The following is an 18,947-nucleotide window of genomic DNA, read 5'->3' as shown; positions in this document are numbered from 1 at the left end:
GCGTGAAATGGCTCTGGAGGAGCGGGAGTTCAGCCGGCGGTCCAGCCGCCGTCCAGGGGAAGCGACGCGCCCGTCACGAAACCGCTGTGCGGGCCGCAGAGCCAGAGCGCGGCGGCGGCGATCTCCTCGGGCTCGATCAGGCGTTTGGCCGCGGAACGCCGCAGCAGTACGTCGGTCAGGACCTGCTCGGGCGCTATGCCGTGCGCGGCGGCCTGGGCGCTGATCTGGTCCTCGACGAGGGGGGTACGGGTGTAGCCGGGGCTCAGGCAGTTGCTGGTGACCCCGCGCTCCGCGCCTTCGAGCGCGGTGACCTTGCTCAGGCCCTCCAGACCGTGCTTGGCGGCGACGTACGCGGACTTGAAGGGGCTGGCCCGCAGCCCGTGCACGCTGGAGATGTTCACGACGCGGCCCCAGCCCTTGGCGTACATGTGGGGCAGGGTCCTGCGCACGAGGAGGAACGGGGCGGTGACCATGACCTTCTGGATCAGGTCGAACCGCTCAGGGGGGAACTCCTCGATGGGGGCGACGTGTTGGAGCCCCGCGCTGTTGACGAGGATGTCGACGCGGGTCGGCAGGGCCCCGATCGCGGCGGGGTCGGCGAGGTCCACGGCGTGGGCTTCACCGTCAAGGGCGTCGGCGACGTCCTTGGCCGCGTCGGCGTCCAGATCCACGACGTGGACGAAGGCTCCGGCGCCCGCCAGGGCCATGGCGCAGGCCCGCCCGATGCCGCTCGCGCCGCCGGTGACCAGGGCGGTGCGTCCGGTGAGGTCGGTTCCGTTGAGGTCGGTTCCGGCGGGGGTGACACCGCGGGGAGTGGGGCTCGTCATGGCCGGAAACGTAAGGGCGGGCCGCGGGGGGATCCCATGTGTGGGGCCCACATAACCGCCGGGCGCTTCATGTGGGTGGGTGCGTCGATCAGGCCCTGAGCGGACTCTGCCCTGGTGACCCACGTCACGCCAGGCGTCGCCAAAGCTGTGCTACCTTGCGAACAGCACGTGTGTACGCCGCCTTCTGCGGCGCCGGTGCCGATCTTCTTTCTACCGCCTCTGTGAGGCTCCCGCAGCTTTGAAGCTTCCGTGGTTTTCCGAAGCCCTTTGCCGCAGTTTTCCCTCCGCCCGTCGTACGGGACGTGATCACACCATCCCGCCGGGCCCCTCATTCGCATGTCCGCGAAAGGACCCCATCATGAGTAGCGCAACCATCACCCGGAACAAGAACACCACCACAGCCACAACCACGGCCACGCCCCCCGCCGTCGCCGCATCCGGCATCCTCGACGTGAGTCACAATGCCAACGGCCATCTCCGTACCGGCGATTTCCTCCCCACCCCGGGCGACGTACAGGTCCCCTCCGCCCTCATCCGCCAACTCGGCCTGCGCGCCGGCGACATGGTCCAGGGCGAGTGCGGCAAGGCCCGTACGCTCACCCGTGTCGAGCGGGTCAACGGCCACTCCGCCGAAGCCCTGCACAGGCGGGCGCGGTTCGGGGACCTCACCCCGCTGCACCCCCGCGAGCGGCTCCGTCTCGAAACCCCGGGGCACGGCGGCGGCTCCATCGCGACCCGGCTCATCGACCTCGTCGCCCCCGTCGGCAAGGGCCAGCGCGGCCTCATCGTCGCGCCGCCCCGCACCGGCAAGACCGTCCTGCTCCAGCAGATCGCCGCGGCCGTCAGCGCCAACCACCCCGAGGCGCACCTCATGGTGGTGCTGCTCGACGAGCGCCCCGAAGAAGTGACGGACATGAAGCGTTCCGTACGCGGCGAAGTGCTCGCGTCGACCTTCGACCGTCCCGCCAAGGAGCACATCGCCCTCGCCGAACTCGCCGTCGAGCGCGCCAAGCGGCTCGCCGAGGAGGGCAGGGACGTCGTCATGCTCTTCGACTCCCTCACCCGGCTCTGCCGCGCGTACAACAACGCGGCGTCCAGCGGCGGCCGCACCCTCTCCGGAGGTGTCGACGCCGCCGCCATCCAGGGCCCCAAGCGCCTCTTCGGTGCCGCGCGGCTCGCGGAGGAGGGCGGGTCCCTGACCATGCTCGCCACCGTGCTCGTGGAGACCGGATCGCGCGCCGACGACTACTACTTCGAAGAGCTCAAGGGCACTGGCAACATGGAGCTCCGCCTGGACCGCGGCATGGCCGAGCGGCGGGTCTTCCCCGCCGTCGACGTCACCCCGTCCGGTACGCGCCGTGACGAACTCCTCGTGCCCGCCGAAGAGTTGACCGCCGTACGAGGACTGCGGCGCGCCCTGCACGGCAGGGACCCGCAGGCCAACCTGGAGGCGCTGATCGAGCGCCTGCGCAAGACCCCGGACAACGTCGCCTTCCTGCGGCAGGTGCAGCAGACCGTGCCCGGCGCCGGCACCGCGAAGGTCAACGGTGGCTGATCCTCACGGGCGGGAGACGTGCGTGATCCTCACGGGCGGGTGACGTGCACCCGGTAGTTGCCGTCCTTGTCCACGTCCGCCACCGTGATGCGTACGCCCGACTCCGTGTCCGTGAAGGTCTGGCCGGGCTCGTAGGTCGCGTCGGAGAGCTCCGCGTGGACGTTCGGCCGGCGCGTGCAGCCGCCGCTGTCCTTGGTGGAGTCGGAGACGGTGACCGGGCCGTTGCCCGTGTCGACCTCCGCGTCCACCCGGTAGATGAGCACGCCCGGCTTGCAGACCGCCTCGTCGTTGCCCGCGAGGGTGCGCACCTCGACGGCGTACCCCGTCTTCTGGCCCAGCGGCACGAAGGCGAGCTTGGTGCCGCCGGTCGTCGCCAGCGGGCTCAGCGTGTGCTCGGTGGTGCCCGCGTTCGACGCGCAGCTGATCTGGTCGTCGCCGAGCCAGCCGAGCTTCCACTTGTGCCAGGCGAGCAAGTCGTTGTTGGCGCCCCAGTCCTCGCTCATGATGTCCCAGTGGCCGACCGCGCCGCCGCCCTCCTGCGTGTAGAGGTCGGGCAGGCCGAAGACGTGGCCGTTCTCGTGGGGCAGTACGCGGTAGCCGGTCTCGCGGTAGTTGCCCGAGCCGTCGTCCTGGCGGCTGTAGACGAACGACGCGTTGGAGACGGGGACGCCGTCCGCGACGGGCGCCTCGTTGTTGCCCGCGAAGGTCACCGACAGGACCGTGTCGAGCGCGGAAGGGCCCGCGTTCGGCGTGATGAGGATGTTGACCAGGTCGTACTCCCGGAAGTCCACATCCGGGTCGGCGGTCGCCACGATGTCCTTGACCAGCTCGCGGTAGCCGGGATCGAAGGGGGCGCCGCGTTCTATCCCGTACTCCTTGAAGCTCTTCGGCATCCGCAGCCAGTCGGGGACGGGCGACTCGGGCCGGTAGTCGAGCCGGCCGTAGGAGCTGGTGCGGTACCAGTCCGACGTCTGCGGGAAGAACTCCGCGAGGCGGTCGAGGGCGCTGCCCTCGCCGGGGGCGTCGGAGAAGTCGACCATGAGGTTCAGGGCGCGGACGGTGCCGGTGGAGCGGGAGTAGCCGGACGGCGTGGGCACTCCCTCCGACATCTGGACGCCCATCGCGCCGTTGATCATGCACGGGGCGAGTGTCGTCGCGCGGGCCAGGGAGACGGGGCCCGCCGTGCTGGGGGAGTCCTCCATCAGGCGTCCGGTGCTCGCCGACGTGGTGACCGTGAGGGCGAGGGCGGCGCAGGCGGCGAGGGCCACGCCACGCCTCGCTTCGCGTATCCGACTCCAGGTCGGCTGCTGCATGCGTGGCCCTCCCTTCGCGGCAGCCGCCCGTCCCGGCTGCACCCTGTTCGATCACCCTGTGCCGGTGGATGCGCGGGCGCTCGCTGGGTGCGACCGATCGGTGGGTTCACCTCTTTTGAGGGTGTGACCCGGGTCACATGAAGAAAGTCGGGGGATGGGAAATATCCGGGGACTCCCTCCCCGTTTAGACCTGTGTCCGCGTGAAGCGGGGAGTGATTCCCCGCATCGCGCAGCAAACCTCTTGCAGCGAATCTCTTGCAGCGAACCTCTTGGTGAAAGGAAGTGCCGCCGTGGAAGCCGCCACCGCAGCGCAGCCCCGTGCGACCCGCCCGCGGGCCGACGCCCTGCGCAACCGGGAGCGGATCGTCGCCGCCGCACGCGAGATGTTCGTCGAGTTCGGCCCCGATGTGCCGCTCGACGAGGTCGCGCGCCGGGCCGGCGTCGGCAACGCCACGGTCTACCGGCACTTCGCCGACCGTTCCGAACTGGTCCACCAGGTCGTCCTGTTGGTCACCGATCGCGTCTCCGCACACGCCGAGAAGGCGATCGCGGAGGCCGACGCCGACGAGAGCGTCACGTTCGACGCCCTGCGCCGGTTCGTACATGCTTCCGCCGACGAGCGGATCGGTGCCCTGTGCCCGATGCTCCAGGCGGCCTTCGACCCTGATCATCCGGATCTGGTCGACGCCCGTGAGCGGCTCGAAGCCGTCATCGACGGGCTCATGCAACGGGCGCGCGCGGCCGGGCAGCTGCGCACCGACATCGCCGTCGGAGACCTGATGGTCGCCCTCTCCCAGCTCACCAGGCCGCTGCCCGGCACCGCGTGCCTGAACATGGACCGCTTCGTCCACCGCCATCTGCAGCTGTTCCTCGACGGCCTGATGGCGCCGGCCCGCTCCGAGCTGCCCGGTGAGGCGGCGACCTTGGAGGACCTCCGCCAGTCCTGAGCCTCGCTCGCCTCCACAGCACGCAGCACGCAGCACGCAGCACGCAGCACGCAGTACTCAGCACGCATCGCTTACGTCACTTTTTCACCACTCGTACCGCTAGGTGGCTACTCCCATGTCAGAAACAGATCCGAGGCGCTGGAAAGCGCTGATCTTCATCGCGCTCGCGCAGCTGATGGTCGTCCTCGACGCGACCATCGTGAACATCGCGCTGCCCTCCGCCCAGCAGGACCTGGGCATCTCGGACGGCAACCGTCAGTGGGTCATCACGGCCTACGCCCTCGCCTTCGGTGGCCTGCTGCTCTTCGGCGGCCGCATAGCCGACCTCTGGGGCCGCAAGCGCACCTTCGTGACCGGCCTGATCGGCTTCGCCGCGGCCTCCGCGCTCGGCGGCGCCGCCAACGGTGAGGCCATGATGCTGGGCGCCCGCGCCCTGCAGGGTGTGTTCGGCGCGCTGCTCGCGCCCGCCGCCCTCTCGCTGCTCGCGGTGATGTTCACCGAGGCCAAGGAGCGCGCCAAGGCGTTCGGCATCTACGGTGCGATCGCCGGTGGCGGTGGCGCCGTGGGCCTGATCCTCGGCGGCTTCCTCACCGAGTACCTGAACTGGCGCTGGACGTTCTTCGTGAACATCCCCTTCGCCGTCGTCGCCGCGCTCGGCGCGTACTTCGTCATCCGTGAGCCGGCCGGCGCCCGCAACCGCTCGCCGCTCGACATCCCCGGCGTGATCCTGTCCACCCTCGGTCTGGTCGCCCTTGTCTACGGTTTCACGCGCGCCGAGTCCGCCGGCTGGTCGGACACCCTGACGGTCGGCATGTTCGTCGGCTCCGCCGTCCTGCTCGCCGCGTTCGTCTTCACCGAGGCGCGGGTCAAGTCGCCGCTGCTCCCGCTGCGCGTCCTGACCGAGCGCAACCGCGGTGGCGTCTACCTCTCGCTCGGCCTCGCGATCATCGCGATGTTCGGCCTGTTCCTCTTCCTCACGTACTACCTGCAGATCGTCAAGGGCTTCTCGCCGGTGAAGACCGGCTTCGCGTTCCTGCCGATGATCGTCGGCATGATCACGGGCTCCACGCAGATCGGCGCCCGTCTGATGACCCGCGTCCCGCCGCGGCTCCTGATGGGCCCCGGCTTCGTGGTCGCGGCCGTCGGCATGCTGCTCCTGACGCAGCTGGAGATCGGCACCTCGTACGCCGGTCTGATCCTGCCCGCGCAGCTGCTGCTCGGTCTCGGCATGGGTACGGCGTTCATGCCCGCCATGTCGCTCGCCACGCACGGTGTCGAGCCGCGTGACTCCGGTGTCGCCTCCGCGATGGTCAACACCTCGCAGCAGGTCGGCGGCGCCATCGGCACGGCCCTCCTGAACACCATCGCCGCCTCCGCCACGACCGCGTACGTCGCCTCGCACGCGGCGGGCGCGACGACTCCCGCGGCCCAGAAGCTGGTCCAGGCGCAGGCCATGGTCGAGGGCTACACCAGCGCGATCTGGTGGGCCGTCGGCATCCTGGCGGCCGCCGCCGCGATCGCCTTCGCGCTCATCAACACCGGTGCGCAGGGCGGCGCTCCCGCCGCATCCGGCGACACCGACGGCGTGATGAAGGACTCCGAGGAGGTGCGGATCCCGGTGGTCGCGCACTGACCACGGGCAACCGGCACCTCCTGAAGGAGAGTCATTCCTTGAAGGAGAGCCATTCCTGAAGGGGAGTCAGCGGAGCCAGGGCAGGTCCGCTCCCGCCTCCTTCGGCTGAAGTCCCTCGGCGACGATCATCATGATGTCGCCGAGGGACTTCTGCTGTTCCGGGCTGAGCCGGTCGAACAGCGCCTGGCGTACGGCGGCGACATGGCCGGGGGCGGTCCTGCGCAGCACCTCGTACCCGTCGTCGGTGAGGATCGCGAACTGGCCGCGCTTGTCGGAAGGACAGTCCTCGCGGCGCACCCAGCCGCTCTTCTCCAGGCGCGCGATCGCGTGCGAGAGGCGGGAACGGGTGATCTTGCTGTTCTTGGCCAGCTCCGTCATGCGCAGCCGCCGCCGCGGGGCGACGGAGAGCTGGACGAGCAGGCCGTAGTAGATGTGCGGCATGCCCGCGTCGCGCTGCAACTGGCGGTCGAGGTGGTCCTCCAGGAGCGTGGTGGCGTGCAGATACGCGAGCCAGGTGCGCTGTTCCTCGTCGTCGAGCCAGCGCGGGTCCCCGTCGGGGGGAGAAGTGGGTGCCGTGTCCATGTACTCCACTGTACGCAACCCTTACTTGAAAGTTAAACAATGCTGGAGTAGGCTCATCATCGAGCGAAAGCTTGAGAGTTAAAGTAAATCGAAGTGAGTCGTTCCCGCACGTTCTCGGAAGGCGCCGCCATGACCGCAACCCAGGAGCGCATGCCCGCCCTGTACCTCAGCCACGGCGCACCGCCGCTGGCTGACGACGCGCTCTGGCCGGACCAGCTCCGTGCCTGGTCGGCCGGGCTGCCACGCCCCAAGGCCGTGCTCATGGTCTCCGCCCACTGGGAGGAGGCCCCGCTCGCGCTCGGCGCGACGGAGCGGGTGCCCCTCGTCTACGACTTCTGGGGCTTCCCCGAGCACTACTACCAGGTGACGTACGCCGCTCCCGGCGCCCCTCAACTGGCCGATTCCGTACGGAAATTGCTGCGCGGGGCGGGTACGCCGGTGCAGGACATCCCGGATCGCGGGCTCGACCACGGAGCGTATGTCCCGCTGGTCGAGATGTATCCCGACGCGGACATCCCCGTACTCCAGATTTCCATGCCGACCCTGGACCCCGGGCGCCTGATGGACATCGGCCGGAAGCTGGCGCCGCTGCGGGACGAGGGCGTGCTGATCGTCGGCAGCGGCTTCTTCACGCACAACCTGGCGGCACTGCGCCAGGGCGGTACGCCGTCGTGGTCGGTGGAGTTCGACGCCTGGGGGCACGAGGCGCTCGACGCGGGCGATGTGGACGGCCTCCTCGACTTCCGGCACAAGTCCCCCGCGGGCGAGCTGGCACATCCGCGCACCGAGCATTTCGCGCCCCTGTTCGTGACGCTGGGGGCGGCGGAGGCCGCGGGGGACCTTGGCGGGCAGCGGAGTGTGATCGACGGGTTCTGGATGGGGCTCGCGAAGAGGTCGGTGCAGTTCGGCTGATCGCCTTCAGGGTGCTGTCGGGCTCAGGTCAGCGGCTCGCTGATCTCGATCGCGCGCAGGGCCGCCGCCAGGGCCCGCTCGTCGCCCACGTCGAGTGCCGTGTCGGTGAACTTGATGACGTGTTCGTTGCCGTGCGCCAGGGCCCGCTCGAAGACCTCCTCGGGGGCGAAGGTGCCGGGCGCTGTGTACGTGACCGGGGCGTCCGGGGCGTACATCGAGGTCACGGCTGCCGATGCCGTCCAGGCCGCGTGCAGGCTCGGCGCCCACAGCGTGCGGGGGAGCGCGGGCAGGGCGCGCAGCACGGCGTTGGGCGCGGTCGAGGCGTGCACCAGCATCGTCTCCTCGCCATGGCCGTGCGTGGCGTATCGGTGGGTGGCCGCGCGGACCAGCTCCGTGAGTGCGCGGTGCGCCTCGTCGGGGTCACGAACGCCTGCCGCCCACGTGGGCAGGCCCGCGACCCGGCCGAGCCTGGCGGGGAAGCCGCCGGTCTCCCGCTCCGAGATCGGCGCGACGGAGTCCAGGGCGTCGGCGGCGGTGCCGGCGCCCGACGGCAGGAGCGTGATGCCGGTGACGGGGTGGTGGCGGGCGGCCCAGTAGCCGAGGCCGTGGGCGAGTTCGGCTGTGCGGGGCTCGGTCGCCGGGGTGGTGAGCAGGGTGCGCACGGCGTGCCCCACCCGGATCACGGGGTGCGTGGAGCCGCCGTACATGCCGGGAGCAGACGCGGCCACCACTCGGCGAGTACGTCGCGCCACGGGCGTTCGCCGGTCTCCCGGCCGAAGTACGCGATCCAGTCCGCGGCGCGGCGCGGATCACCGAGGGCCTCGCGCCAGTTCTCGCCGGTGACCGGCTCGACCGCGGCCGGGAACTCCTCCAGCTTCGGCTCGTACAGCTCCAGCCAGCGGTGGACCGCCGCGGACTGCCCACGCGCGGCGAGCGCCTCGACGGCCATCGGTGCGTGGTTGGTGAGCCGTCCGAGCCGTTCGGGGCCCGAGGTGTGCAGGCGCTGGAGGGCTTCGTCGAGGGTGCCAGAGGTGTCGGTGCTTTCGGCTGAGGCGTCGTCCATGGGGGCACGGTAGGTGGGGTGCGAGCGGGGCGTAACGGCCTTGCGGCCTAGGCCGGGACCTAGGACCTTCTCCTGAGGAGTGGGCTACTGGGGGCCGAGAGGGCGCTCGTACCAGGCGACGTCCCAATAGCGGCCGAATTTCCGGCCGACCTCGCGGTAGGTGCCGACGTGCCGGAAGCCGAAGCGTTCGTGGAGGCGGGCCGACGCGTCGTTCGGCTGGGCGATCCCGGCGTAGGCGCGGTGCAGGTCCTCGCCCTCAAGGGCCTCGAAGAGCGCCTTGTAGAGCAGGGTGCCGATGCCGCGGCCCCCTGCGTCCGGTGCGCAGTAGACACTGACTTCCACTGAAGTGGTGTAGGCGGGCTTCGGCCGGAAAGGGCTACTGGTGGCGTACCCGAGGATCCGGCCCGAATCCCGCTCCTGGGCAACCATCAGGCGGTGAGGGCCGTCTTCAGGGTGGGAGAGCAGCCAAGGGCGGCGCTCTTCGGGCAGGAAGACGTCCGTGTCGAAGGTGATCGGCGTCTCACGTACATAGTGGTTGTAGATGTCGGTCAGGGCCCCGAGGTCAGCCTCCGCGCCGGGCCTGACCTGCACCTCGGTTGGTTCCGACGGCATCTTGCCTCCCCCTTGTGGCGGGACAGGGTACTGCAACGCCAGGAAAATAGATGTGCGGGTTGGGAATTCTGTCCGGATTCCAGTCGTTGTTTCCATCAGAAGCTGGGCACCCGGGAGGGTGTGGCTTCTACCACAGGGGCCCGTGAGAAGGGCCGACCAGGACCACCACCGCAAGGGAGCACGCATGGCAACCCGTGCCGTCGCCCGTCGTAAGTCCGCCGCCTCCGGCGAGACCGACGCGGCACGCAGTGTTCGCGCCGTAGGCGGGGAGATCGCCGACCGCGACCTGGTCGGCATGTACCTCGACGAGATCGCGCGTACGCCGCTGCTCGATGCCGCCAAGGAAGTCGAGCTGTCCCAGATCATCGAGGCCGGTGTGTACGCCCGGAAGATAATCGACGGCGAAGTCGAGGGCTCCGCCGCGGCCTCGTCCGCCTCCCGCGAGGAGCTCGACGCTCTGGTCGCGGACGGCGAGCGGGCCAAGGACGTCTTCATCCGGTCCAACCTGCGCCTGGTCGTCGCGGTCGCGCGCCGCTATCCGCGCAGCGGTCTCCCGCTCCTCGACCTGATCCAGGAGGGGAACGCGGGCCTGGTCCGCGCGGTCGAGAAGTTCGACTACGCCAAGGGCTTCAAGTTCTCCACGTACGCGACGTGGTGGATCCGCCAGGCCATCACGCGCTCCATAGCCGACCAGTCCCGCACCATCCGTCTCCCCGTCCACCTGGTCGAGGAGCTGGGTCGGATCCGCCGTGTCATGCGCGAGTTCAACCGCAAGCACGGGCGCGATCCGGAGCCGGCGGAGGTCGCCGCGGAGCTCGACTCCACGCCCGCGCGCGTGACGGACGTCCTGGACTGGGCCCGTGACCCGGTCTCGCTCAACATGGGCGTGGACGACAACGGGGACACGCAATTCGGTGACCTCCTCGAGGACACCTCCGCGGTCTCGCCCGAGCAGTCCGTCATGACGCTGCTGCGCAGCGAGGAACTGGACGACCTGATAGGCCGCCTCGACCAGCGCACGGCCTCCATCATCAAGATGCGGTACGGCATCGAGGACGGCCGGGAGCGGACCCTGACGGAGGTCGGCAAGCAGCATGGGCTTACGCGGGAGCGGATCCGGCAGATCGAGAAGCACGCGTTGATGGAGCTGAAGAAGTTGGCGCGGGACACGGGGTTCGACGCGGCGGCCTAGGCGGCCGGCGAAGCTCCCGTCTTGAGCTGAGCCCCGGTGCCATCCCCCCGGCACCGGGGCTCGTTTGTGTTTGGGGGCGGTGGGGGCTTCTTGGGTTGCGCTTGCGTCTTTTCCGTCGGGCGGCATCGGGTGACTCTTTTCCGCGCTTCGCGCGGATCTTTCCCGCCCACCCACCCGATTGCCCCGGGGTGCTCGGGTGGGTGGGCGGGAGACCCCCGCGCGGAGCGCGGGAAAGTGCCTCGCGCCCGCAGTCGGCGGACGACGCGCTCGGCAGGATCAGACGGCTCCGGACGTCGACGCCCGCGTCAAGCGTGTGCCCAAGGTGTGGAGGGACGCGACCAGTTCGGGAGGCCCGTGGGCCACGAAGTCGTGGCCCGTCATGGCGAGCCGTACCGCCAGCCAGTCCACCGCGTCCGTCACCGTGGAGCGCAGGCGGCACGTCGAGGAGGTGAGGGGTTCCGGAGTACCCAGCGCCCCCGGCAGCCTCGCCGCGATCGACTCGGCCGGCGCCTCGAACGTCACGTCGATCTCGTACGACTCCTGACCCCGCCACATCGACCGGCGGATGTACTCCGCCGCGTCCCCCGTAGGCAGCTCCCGCGGCACGAAGCGGGCCCCGGTCGCGAAGGGGGACGACACCCGGTCGACCCGGAAGGTGCGCCAGTCGTCGCGGTCGATGTCGTACGCCACCAGATACCAGCGCCGCCCCGTCGACACGAGCCGGTGCGGCTCCGTCAGGCGGCGGGACTCCGTGCCGTCGCCTGAGCGGTACGCGAAGCGGAGGCGTTCTTGGCCCGCCGCCGCTGACGCCATCACCGTAAGCGTCTCGGGCGCGATGCTCGCACCGTCCCCGCTGGTCAGCGGGGTCGTGGCGATCTGCAAGGTCTGGACGCGATGGCGCAGACGGGACGGAAGCACCTGCTCCAGTTTCGCGAGGGCCCTGACCGACGCCTCCTCGACCCCCTCCACCGCGTGCCCCGCCCCGGCCCGCAGCCCCACCGCGATCGCCACCGCCTCCTCGTCGTCGAGGACGAGCGGCGGCATCGCCTTGCCCGCGACCAGGCGGTATCCGCCGCTCGCCCCCTGGCTCGCCTGGACCGGGTAGCCGAGATCCCGCAGCCGGTCGATGTCGCGCCGGACCGTGCGGCGGCTGACGCCGAGCCGGTCGGACAGCTCCCCGCCCGGCCACTCGCGCGGGGTCTGGAGGAGGGAGAGGAGCTGGAGCAGCCGCGCCGGGGTGTCCGTACCGCCGGATCCGCCGGATCTCTCCGAAGCGGCAGGGCTCGTACGCGTCGTACGCGGTGGTGTACCCGGATTCGAGGTCATGTCTTCCACGATGCCGCCCATCTAGGACACGGTCTGGCCTATATGGCTTCTAGTCTCCTCCCATGACTTACAGCAGCCCTGCCACACCCCCGACCGGAGCGGCGGCCGCAGCCGCCGACCGGCGCCGCTGGTTCGCCCTCGCGATCGTGATGACCGCGGCGTTCATGGATCTCGTCGACGTCACCATCGTCAACATCGCGATCCCCTCCATACGCGAGGACGCGGGCGCCACGTTCAGCCAGATCCAGTGGATCACCGCGGGCTACGCGCTCGCCTTCGCGGCCGGACTGATCACCGGCGGTCGTCTCGGTGACATCTTCGGGCGCAAGCGGATGTTCCTCCTCGGAATCGGCGGCTTCACGCTCGCCTCCGCGCTCTGCGGCTTCGCGGCCAACCCGGAGATGCTGGTCGCCTCCCGGATCTTGCAGGGCGGCATGGCCGCGATGATGGTGCCGCAGGTCCTTTCGATCGTGCACGCGACCTTCCCCGCGCACGAGCGCGGCAAGGTCTTCGGTCTCTTCGGGATGGTCGTGGGACTGGGCGCGGTCTCGGGACCGCTGCTCGGCGCGCTGCTGACCGAGTGGAACCTCTTCGGGCTCGAATGGCGGCCGATCTTCCTCATCAACCTGCCCGTCGGAATCGCGGGGCTGATCCTGGGACGCAAGTTCATCACTGAGTCCAAGGCGCCGAAGGCCCTCAGGCTCGACCTCGTCGGCGTCGTCCTCGTCACGCTCGGCCTGCTGATGGTGCTCTACCCGCTGACCCGCGGGCGCGAGCTGGACTGGCCGCTGTGGGGGTACGCCATGATGACGGGCGGGCTCGTCGTCTTCGGCGCGCTCATCGCGTACGAGAAGGCGAAGGCGGCCAAGGACGGTTCGCCGCTGGTGGAGCTGTCCCTGTTCAAGGTGAAGAGCTTCGCGGCGGGCATCGCGGTGCAGACCGTCTTCGGCGTCACGATGGGCATCTTCTTCCTGGTCTGGACGCTCTACATGCAGGACGGGCTCGGCTGGAGCGCGCTGCGGGCGGGCACCACGGGGGTGCCGTTCTCGATCGCCGTGTCGGCGGCGGCCGGTATGTCGGTGCAGCTGCTCGTGCCGCGGTTCGGACGCAAGGTGCTGCAGGCCGGCGCGCTCACCATGGCCGCCGGGGTGCTGCTCTACATCTGGGAAGCGGGCCGGTACGGCGCGGACATCGCGTCCTGGCAGATGGCGCTCCCCTTGGTTGTCATGGGTGCCGGGATGGGCTTCATCGTCGCGCCGCTGACCGACGCGATCCTCTCGGAGGTGCCGCGTGAGCACTCGGGGTCCGCGTCCGGTCTCCTCAACACCGTGCAGCAGATGGGCACCGCGCTCGGGCTCGGCCTGGTCTCCGTCGTGTTCTTCGGCATGATCGACGAGAAGGCCGCGCCGAGTCGGATGCATGCGGAGTTCGTGGACGCGTTCCAGAACTCGCTGTGGTGGGTCGTGGGCGTGCTCGTCGTCATCTTCCTGCTGATGTTCGCGCTGCCGGCCAAGCCGCGGCAGCACGTCGAGGGCGGCGGCGGCGACGGTGACGTGAACGATGCCGGGGATGGCGTGGATGCCGGGGACGGCGTGGATGCTGGCGGCGTCAGTGAGGGTTCCGGTGGACTCCCGGAGCGGGAGCCCGCGTTGACCTCCTGAGCGGTGCTGTTGGCGGGTGCGGCCCGGGTGGAGCCTTGAGCTCCGCCCGGGCCGCACCCGTGTCCAGGGACTTCAGTACAGAGGAAGTCCGTTTGTGTCCGAAGTGGGCCCGAAGTTGTTTACTTTCTGGAAATCCAATCGTATTCTTCCAGGGAACCCACAAGCTCGGGCATCTGGCGGAGGCGAACGGACATGTACGCACCGGAGCGGCAGCAGGAGATTCTGCGGCTCGCACGGGACGGCGGGCGGGTCGACGTGCTGTCGCTGGCCGAGCAGTTCCAGGTCACCGCCGAGACCATCCGGCGTGACCTGAAGGCTCTGGACCGCGCCGGTCTCGTACGCAGGGTGCACGGCGGTGCCATACCGGCCGGGCGCCTCGACTTCGAGCCCGACCTCGCGGAGAGGGAAGGCACAGCGGCCGACGAGAAGGACCGCATCGCGCGGGCCGCCCTCGCCGAGCTGCCGGTCGAGGGCAGCGTCATCCTCGACGCGGGCTCGACGGTCGCCCGGCTCGCGGCGTCGCTGCCGCTGGAGTCGACGTTCACCGTCGTCACGCACGGCCTGCCGACCGCCGCGCGCCTCGCCGACCACCCCGGCATCCAGCTGCACCTCATCGGCGGCCGGGTCCGAAGCCGTACGCGCGCGGCGGTCGACGCGTGGGCGCTGCGGGCGTACGGAGAGATCCGAGCCGACGTCCTCTTCGTCGCCGCGAACGGCTTCTCCGCGGAGGCCGGCCTGACCACCCCCGACCTCGCCGAGGCGGCGGTGAAACGCGCCGCGATCGGCGCGGCCCGCCGCGTGGTGCTCCTCGCGGACTCCACCAAGCACGGCCAGGAGCACTTCGCCCGCTTCGGCGACCTGGACGACGTAGACCTACTGATCACCGACACCGGCCTCACCCCCGAGGACGCCGCGGCGATCGAGGGCGGCGGCACGGAGGTGATCCGGGCGTGAGCGGCGGGGACGTGAACGCGGGCAGCGGCAAGCAGCAGTTCGGCACAGAAACGGTACGTACGCGCATGATCCTCACCGTCACCCCCAACCCCTCCCTCGACCGCACCTACGAGGTCCCCTCGCTGGACCGTGGTGAGGTCATCCGGGCCACCGGGGAGCGGATGGACCCGGGCGGCAAGGGCGTCAACGTGTCGCGGGCCGTCGCGGCGGCGGGTGCCGTGACGCTCGCCGTGCTGCCGCTCGGCGGTGCGCCCGGCGCGCTCGTCGCCCAGCTTCTCGACGAACAGGGCATCAAGGTCGCCCCCGTCCCGGTCGCCGGCCAGACCCGGTCCAACATCGCGGTGGCCGAACCGGACGGCACCCTCACCAAGATCAACGCACCCGGGCCCGAACTGACGTCGCCCGAGGCCGAGTCGCTGCTCTCCGTCGTACGGGAACGCTCCTCGGGGGCCGACTGGATCGCCTGCTGCGGCAGCCTCCCGCGCGGCCTCGCACCCTCCTGGTACGCCGACCTGGTGGCCCGCGCGCACGCCGCCGGAGCCCGGATCGCCCTGGACACCTCAGGCCCCGCGCTGCTCGCCGCCCTCGCCGAACGCCCCGACGTCGTCAAGCCGAACGCGGAGGAGCTCGCCGAAGCGGTGGGCCGCCCGCTGGCCACGGTCGGCGACGCGGTCAAGGCGGCGGAGGAGCTGCGGGAGCGCGGCGCACGCGCGGTACTCGCCAGCCTCGGAGCCGACGGCCAGCTCCTGGTGGACGACTCGGGCACGTACTTCGGCAGCGCCCAGGTCGACGCCGTACGCAGCAACGTCGGCGCCGGTGACTCGTCCCTGGCCGGTTTCCTCATCGCGGGCGGCACCGGCGCGAAAGCCCTCGCCTCCGCCGTGGCGCACGGCGCGGCGGCGGTCCAGCTGCCCGGCAGCGCGATGCCGACCCCGTCGGACCTCGCCCCGGACGCGGTCACCGTCACCACCGAGGTCCCGCTGGACCGCGTACTGACGGAGCCGGCGCCATGACTCCCCACCCCCAGCCCCACCCCCTGCCCCACCCCCGCTCCACCTCAACCCCCGTCCCCACCCCCGCCCCCCGGGCGATACGCGTGCGAAGGAGCCCGCGATGAGCGAGATGATCACCGCGGAACTGGTCGACCTCGAAATCGACCGGTCCGCCGGAACCAAGGAAGCGGCGGCCCGTGCCCTCGCCGAGCGCATGGTCGCCCTGGGCCGGGTGACCGATCTGGACGGGTTCCTCGCCGATGTGGCGGCCCGCGAGGCCCAGATGCCGACCGGCCTCGACGGCGGCATCGGCATCCCGCACTGCCGCAGCACCCACGTCACCGAGCCGACCCTGGCCTTCGGCCGCTCGGCGGACGGCATCGACTTCGGGGCGCCGGACGGACCGGCCGACCTCATCTTCCTGATCGCCGCCCCGGCGGGCGCGGACGACGCGCACCTGACGATCCTGTCGTCGCTGGCACGTCAGCTGATGGACGCGGAGTTCACGACAGCGCTGCGGGCGGCGGAGGACGCGGAGACGGCTGCGGACCTGATCCGGGGTAATGAGCGGGCGGGCGGGGAACAAGCCGCGCGCAGCGCGGCAGAAGACCCCACCGACCCGCAGCCGGAAGACGACCCTGCCCCGGCGGAGCCGTTCCGCATCGTGGCGGTCACCTCCTGCCCCACGGGCATCGCGCACACCTACATGGCAGCCGAGTCCCTGGAGAACGCCGCCCGCGAGGCAGGCGTGGAACTGGTCGTCGAGACCCAGGGCTCAGCAGGCTTCACCCGCCTCGACCCGGCAGCCATCGCCACCGCCGACGCGGTCATCTTCGCCCACGACGTCCCCGTACGGGACAAGGACCGCTTCGCCGGTAAGCCCACGGTCGACGTCGGGGTGAAGGCAGGCATCAGCAGGCCCGCCGCCCTCATCGCGGAGGTGCGCGAGAAGGCAGCCCGCGGCGAGATCACCTCCGGGGCGGGGGCCAAGGCCAGCCCCGTGGACGACGCGGGCGAGAGCGGCGACGGCTACGGCACCAAGCTGCGCAAGTGGCTGATGTCCGGCGTCAGTTACATGGTCCCGTTCGTCGCCGCCGGCGGCCTCCTCATCGCACTCGGCTTCGCCATCGGCGGCTGGAAGATCGACAAGGCCCCGTCCGTGGCCGAGCACTTCGTGTGGACGGACACCACCAGCTGGGCCGCGCTCCTCTTCCAGATCGGCGGGCTCGCCTTCGCGTTCCTGGTGCCGGTCCTCGCGGGCTACATCGCGTACGGAATGGCCGACCGGCCAGGACTCGTACCCGGCTTCGTCGGCGGTTCCGTCGCCGTCACCATCAACGCGGGCTTCCTCGGCGGCCTCGCGGCGGGCTTGATCGCCGGTGCGGTCGTCATGGGCATCCAGCGCGTGAAGATCCCGGCCGTGCTTCGCGGCATCATGCCGGTGGTCGTGATCCCGCTGATCTCGTCCGCCATCGTCGGCTTCCTGATGTTCCTCGTCATCGGGAAGCCCATCGCCTCGCTGCAGAGCGCGCTCACCGACTGGCTGGAGGGCCTGACCGGCGCCAACGCCATCATCCTGGGCGTCATCCTCGGCCTGATGATGTGCTTCGACCTCGGCGGCCCGCTCAACAAGGTGGCGTACGCCTTCGCCGTCGGCGGCCTCGCCAACCCGACCGAGGGCAGCCTCAAGGTCATGGCCGCGGTGATGGCGGCCGGTATGGTCCCGCCGCTCGCCATGGCTCTGGCGACCACGGTCCGCGGCCGTCTCTTCACCAAGACCGAGCGCGAGAACGGCAAGGCCGCCTGGTTCCTGGGCGCCTCCTTCATCACGGAGGGCGCCATCCCGTTCGCCGCGGCCGACCCGCTGCGGGTGATCCCCGCCTCCATGGCGGGCGGCGCGGTCACCGGCGCCCTGTCGATGGCCTTCGGCTGCACGCTGCGGGCCCCGCACGGCGGCATCTTCGTGGTGCCGCTCATCGGCCAGCCGCTGCTCTACCTGGTGGCGATCGCCGCCGGTGTCGGCGTCTCGACCGTGGCGGTCATCCTGCTCAAGGGCGCCCGGAAGACGCCGCCTTCGGAGAACGCCGTCACGGCCGAGGAGGCCGTGACGGAGAAGCGGGTGGCGACGGCGGCTGTCTGAGCCCCGACGATTCGGGCTCTATGGATCTATGGCTCTATGTGAGGGGTTGTGCGACATGCGTCACTTCGGGACGTAAGTCCCACAACCCCTCTGTCTTTGGCCCCGGACCGTGTTGTCTACTGTGCGGCATGCTCCAGAATGTCTCGATCCTCCAGCAGATAGGCGTGGCCGTACTCGCCGTGGCGACCGTCGTCTGGGCCGTGGGCCTGGTGCGGGTGCTGCGGCGTGACCGGTTCGACGTCGACGTCTGGCGCCAGGCTCAGACGCTGGCCGCACTGCCCGCGCAGTCGGGACCGCCGCGCGCCGAGACGGTCGAGCTGACGGCGGACGAGCGGGTCGCCTTCGCCGGGCTCGTACGGGAGTTCGGCCGCTCTTAGCCGCTCACTCGCTTCGCCCGCTGCTCCATCGCCGCGCGGGCCGCTTCCTCGGTGACGTACACCTCGCACCTGTGCCGCTTGTCGGGCGTGACCGTGTGCTCGACCTCCCACAGGCTGAGCTCGCTGCCGTCGAAGAGCAGGAACGCGTGCTCGTAGAGCGAGAAGCTGAGCCGGGCCTCGCCCGCCAGGCCGGGGCGGCCGAAGGCCTGTGTGATCTGGTGCGCGAACGCCGAGCGCAGCAGCCGCCCGATGTCCTCGCCGGGGCGGCCCGCGTCGGCCGTGTTCTCCGCGCGGCGCAGCAGCCGTCGCCCGTGGTCCGCCGAGTCGTCGGGGACGTACGAATGCCGGGGCTCGTCCTCGACCGAGAGCTGGAGCACGGTGGGCTGCTCACAGACGGAGGCGGGGGTGTCGGGCGGGAGCGGCAGGCGGGAGGTGGCGACGCCGGCCTCTTCCTCGTCCGCGTACAGCTCGTACTGGGCGTGGCTGCCGGGGCCTGTGTTGTGCACGAGCTCCCAGAGGGTGAGCGCGCCGGCGTCGGCGAGCAGCCACGTATGCCGGTAGGTCTCGCGGTGCAGACCCGCGCTGTGGTGAGCGGAGTGCAGCGAACTGTCGTACGCGAGAGCCGACTCCAGGCGCCCTATCGTCTCGTCCGGCAGGTCGAAGGAGTTCATGGCGCGGCGAAGAAGCCGCTCAAGATGCTCCTGCGGAGATTCGTGTGCGGGCGACTGGGTGGATTCGTACGCCGTCTCGTACTCGTACGGAACGCTCAAGGTTTCTCCCGGCGTTGCTGCATGTCACCTGGTGAGTGCATACCGTAGCCCCTGTGTCGGACATCATGCCCGGGAACTGGAAAACGCACGA

The 18,947-nt window shown here is 70.5% G+C and carries 16 protein-coding genes and 1 pseudogene; 10 read left to right on the top strand and 7 right to left on the bottom strand.

Annotated elements, in window-relative coordinates; genetic code table 11:
• Positions 1 to 29: 29 nt before the first annotated feature.
• Positions 30 to 827 carry a 3-hydroxybutyrate dehydrogenase gene (locus ACGFX9_RS25200; protein ID WP_393476131.1) on the bottom strand — a complete coding sequence of 266 codons (798 nt, stop codon included), beginning with the start codon at positions 825 to 827 and terminating at the stop codon, positions 30 to 32.
• Positions 828 to 1,185: 358 nt separating this feature from the next.
• Here ACGFX9_RS25200 and rho point away from each other — a divergent pair, with 358 nt between their 5' ends.
• Positions 1,186 to 2,382 (top strand): transcription termination factor Rho, encoded by a 1,197-nt coding sequence (rho, locus tag ACGFX9_RS25195; RefSeq protein WP_393476128.1) that lies wholly within the window; start codon positions 1,186 to 1,188, stop codon positions 2,380 to 2,382.
• Positions 2,383 to 2,411: 29 nt separating this feature from the next.
• Here the strand turns inward: rho and ACGFX9_RS25190 are convergent, their stop codons facing one another.
• Complete coding sequence (locus tag ACGFX9_RS25190; protein ID WP_393476125.1) at positions 2,412 to 3,695, bottom strand: M6 family metalloprotease domain-containing protein; 1,284 nt, start codon at positions 3,693 to 3,695, stop codon at positions 2,412 to 2,414.
• Positions 3,696 to 3,985: 290 nt separating this feature from the next.
• Here ACGFX9_RS25190 and ACGFX9_RS25185 point away from each other — a divergent pair, with 290 nt between their 5' ends.
• Positions 3,986 to 4,642, top strand: a complete 657-nt coding sequence (locus ACGFX9_RS25185; protein WP_393476122.1) for a TetR/AcrR family transcriptional regulator — start codon at positions 3,986 to 3,988, stop codon at positions 4,640 to 4,642.
• A gap of 115 nt (positions 4,643 to 4,757) precedes the next feature.
• Positions 4,758 to 6,275: an MFS transporter gene (locus ACGFX9_RS25180; protein ID WP_393476119.1), complete on the top strand. Its 1,518-nt coding sequence runs from the start codon at positions 4,758 to 4,760 to the stop codon at positions 6,273 to 6,275.
• 66 nt (positions 6,276 to 6,341) lie between these two features.
• On the opposite strand, the gene ACGFX9_RS25175 is transcribed toward ACGFX9_RS25180, so the two are convergent.
• Positions 6,342 to 6,857 carry a MarR family winged helix-turn-helix transcriptional regulator gene (locus tag ACGFX9_RS25175; protein WP_393476116.1) on the bottom strand — a complete coding sequence of 172 codons (516 nt, stop codon included), beginning with the start codon at positions 6,855 to 6,857 and terminating at the stop codon, positions 6,342 to 6,344.
• A 129-nt stretch (positions 6,858 to 6,986) separates the two neighbouring features.
• On the opposite strand from ACGFX9_RS25175, the gene ACGFX9_RS25170 reads away from it, so the two are divergent.
• Positions 6,987 to 7,769, top strand: a complete 783-nt coding sequence (locus tag ACGFX9_RS25170) for a dioxygenase (protein ID WP_393476113.1) — start codon at positions 6,987 to 6,989, stop codon at positions 7,767 to 7,769.
• Positions 7,770 to 7,792: 23 nt separating this feature from the next.
• Here the strand turns inward: ACGFX9_RS25170 and ACGFX9_RS25165 are convergent.
• Together ACGFX9_RS25165 and ACGFX9_RS25160 are read right to left on the bottom strand one after the other, a co-directional pair.
• Positions 7,793 to 8,832, bottom strand: a pseudogene (locus tag ACGFX9_RS25165) (questin oxidase family protein).
• 84 nt (positions 8,833 to 8,916) lie between these two features.
• A complete protein-coding gene (locus ACGFX9_RS25160) occupies positions 8,917 to 9,444 on the bottom strand; it encodes a GNAT family N-acetyltransferase (RefSeq protein ID WP_393476110.1) in 528 nt (175 codons plus the stop codon).
• A 184-nt stretch (positions 9,445 to 9,628) separates the two neighbouring features.
• Here ACGFX9_RS25160 and ACGFX9_RS25155 point away from each other — a divergent pair, with 184 nt between their 5' ends.
• Complete coding sequence (locus ACGFX9_RS25155; protein ID WP_393476107.1) at positions 9,629 to 10,636, top strand: RNA polymerase sigma factor RpoD/SigA; 1,008 nt, start codon at positions 9,629 to 9,631, stop codon at positions 10,634 to 10,636.
• A gap of 276 nt (positions 10,637 to 10,912) precedes the next feature.
• Here ACGFX9_RS25155 and ACGFX9_RS25150 read toward each other — a convergent pair whose 3' ends face one another.
• Complete coding sequence (locus tag ACGFX9_RS25150) at positions 10,913 to 11,962, bottom strand: helix-turn-helix transcriptional regulator (RefSeq protein WP_393476104.1); 1,050 nt, start codon at positions 11,960 to 11,962, stop codon at positions 10,913 to 10,915.
• A 62-nt stretch (positions 11,963 to 12,024) separates the two neighbouring features.
• Here ACGFX9_RS25150 and ACGFX9_RS25145 point away from each other — a divergent pair, with 62 nt between their 5' ends.
• From ACGFX9_RS25145 to ACGFX9_RS25125, 5 genes are all read left to right on the top strand, one after another.
• Positions 12,025 to 13,623: an MFS transporter gene (locus ACGFX9_RS25145; RefSeq protein ID WP_393476101.1), complete on the top strand. Its 1,599-nt coding sequence runs from the start codon at positions 12,025 to 12,027 to the stop codon at positions 13,621 to 13,623.
• 192 nt (positions 13,624 to 13,815) lie between these two features.
• Positions 13,816 to 14,577 (top strand): DeoR/GlpR family DNA-binding transcription regulator, encoded by a 762-nt coding sequence (locus ACGFX9_RS25140; protein ID WP_393476098.1) that lies wholly within the window; start codon positions 13,816 to 13,818, stop codon positions 14,575 to 14,577.
• Positions 14,578 to 14,642: 65 nt separating this feature from the next.
• A complete protein-coding gene (pfkB, locus tag ACGFX9_RS25135; protein WP_393476596.1) occupies positions 14,643 to 15,590 on the top strand; it encodes a 1-phosphofructokinase in 948 nt (315 codons plus the stop codon).
• Positions 15,591 to 15,690: 100 nt separating this feature from the next.
• Positions 15,691 to 17,709, top strand: a complete 2,019-nt coding sequence (locus tag ACGFX9_RS25130) for a fructose-specific PTS transporter subunit EIIC (RefSeq protein WP_393476095.1) — start codon at positions 15,691 to 15,693, stop codon at positions 17,707 to 17,709.
• 128 nt (positions 17,710 to 17,837) lie between these two features.
• A complete protein-coding gene (locus ACGFX9_RS25125) occupies positions 17,838 to 18,086 on the top strand; it encodes a hypothetical protein (protein WP_393476092.1) in 249 nt (82 codons plus the stop codon).
• Here ACGFX9_RS25125 and ACGFX9_RS25120 read toward each other — a convergent pair.
• On the bottom strand, positions 18,083 to 18,856 hold the full coding sequence (locus ACGFX9_RS25120; protein WP_393476089.1) for a DUF6227 family protein: 774 nt from the start codon (positions 18,854 to 18,856) through the stop codon (positions 18,083 to 18,085). The genes ACGFX9_RS25125 and ACGFX9_RS25120 overlap by 4 nt on opposite strands.
• Between the last annotated feature and the right edge of the window lie 91 nt (positions 18,857 to 18,947).

This window comes from Streptomyces sp. NPDC048436 (genome assembly GCF_043200355.1).
GTDB lineage: Bacteria > Actinomycetota > Actinomycetes > Streptomycetales > Streptomycetaceae > Streptomyces.
Note: the sequence above shows the minus strand (reverse complement) of the source record. Positions and strands in the feature narration are given on the sequence as shown.

Coding starts and splice junctions, on each gene's coding strand:
- ACGFX9_RS25200 (WP_393476131.1), bottom strand. CDS start 827: ATGACGAGCCCCACTCCCCGCGGTGTCACCCCCGCCGGAACCGACCTC.
- rho (WP_393476128.1), top strand. CDS start 1,186: ATGAGTAGCGCAACCATCACCCGGAACAAGAACACCACCACAGCCACA.
- ACGFX9_RS25190 (WP_393476125.1), bottom strand. CDS start 3,695: ATGCAGCAGCCGACCTGGAGTCGGATACGCGAAGCGAGGCGTGGCGTG.
- ACGFX9_RS25180 (WP_393476119.1), top strand. CDS start 4,758: ATGTCAGAAACAGATCCGAGGCGCTGGAAAGCGCTGATCTTCATCGCG.
- ACGFX9_RS25175 (WP_393476116.1), bottom strand. CDS start 6,857: ATGGACACGGCACCCACTTCTCCCCCCGACGGGGACCCGCGCTGGCTC.
- ACGFX9_RS25170 (WP_393476113.1), top strand. CDS start 6,987: ATGACCGCAACCCAGGAGCGCATGCCCGCCCTGTACCTCAGCCACGGC.
- ACGFX9_RS25160 (WP_393476110.1), bottom strand. CDS start 9,444: ATGCCGTCGGAACCAACCGAGGTGCAGGTCAGGCCCGGCGCGGAGGCT.
- ACGFX9_RS25155 (WP_393476107.1), top strand. CDS start 9,629: ATGGCAACCCGTGCCGTCGCCCGTCGTAAGTCCGCCGCCTCCGGCGAG.
- ACGFX9_RS25150 (WP_393476104.1), bottom strand. CDS start 11,962: ATGACCTCGAATCCGGGTACACCACCGCGTACGACGCGTACGAGCCCT.
- ACGFX9_RS25145 (WP_393476101.1), top strand. CDS start 12,025: ATGACTTACAGCAGCCCTGCCACACCCCCGACCGGAGCGGCGGCCGCA.
- ACGFX9_RS25140 (WP_393476098.1), top strand. CDS start 13,816: ATGTACGCACCGGAGCGGCAGCAGGAGATTCTGCGGCTCGCACGGGAC.
- pfkB (WP_393476596.1), top strand. CDS start 14,643: ATGATCCTCACCGTCACCCCCAACCCCTCCCTCGACCGCACCTACGAG.
- ACGFX9_RS25130 (WP_393476095.1), top strand. CDS start 15,691: ATGAGCGAGATGATCACCGCGGAACTGGTCGACCTCGAAATCGACCGG.
- ACGFX9_RS25125 (WP_393476092.1), top strand. CDS start 17,838: ATGCTCCAGAATGTCTCGATCCTCCAGCAGATAGGCGTGGCCGTACTC.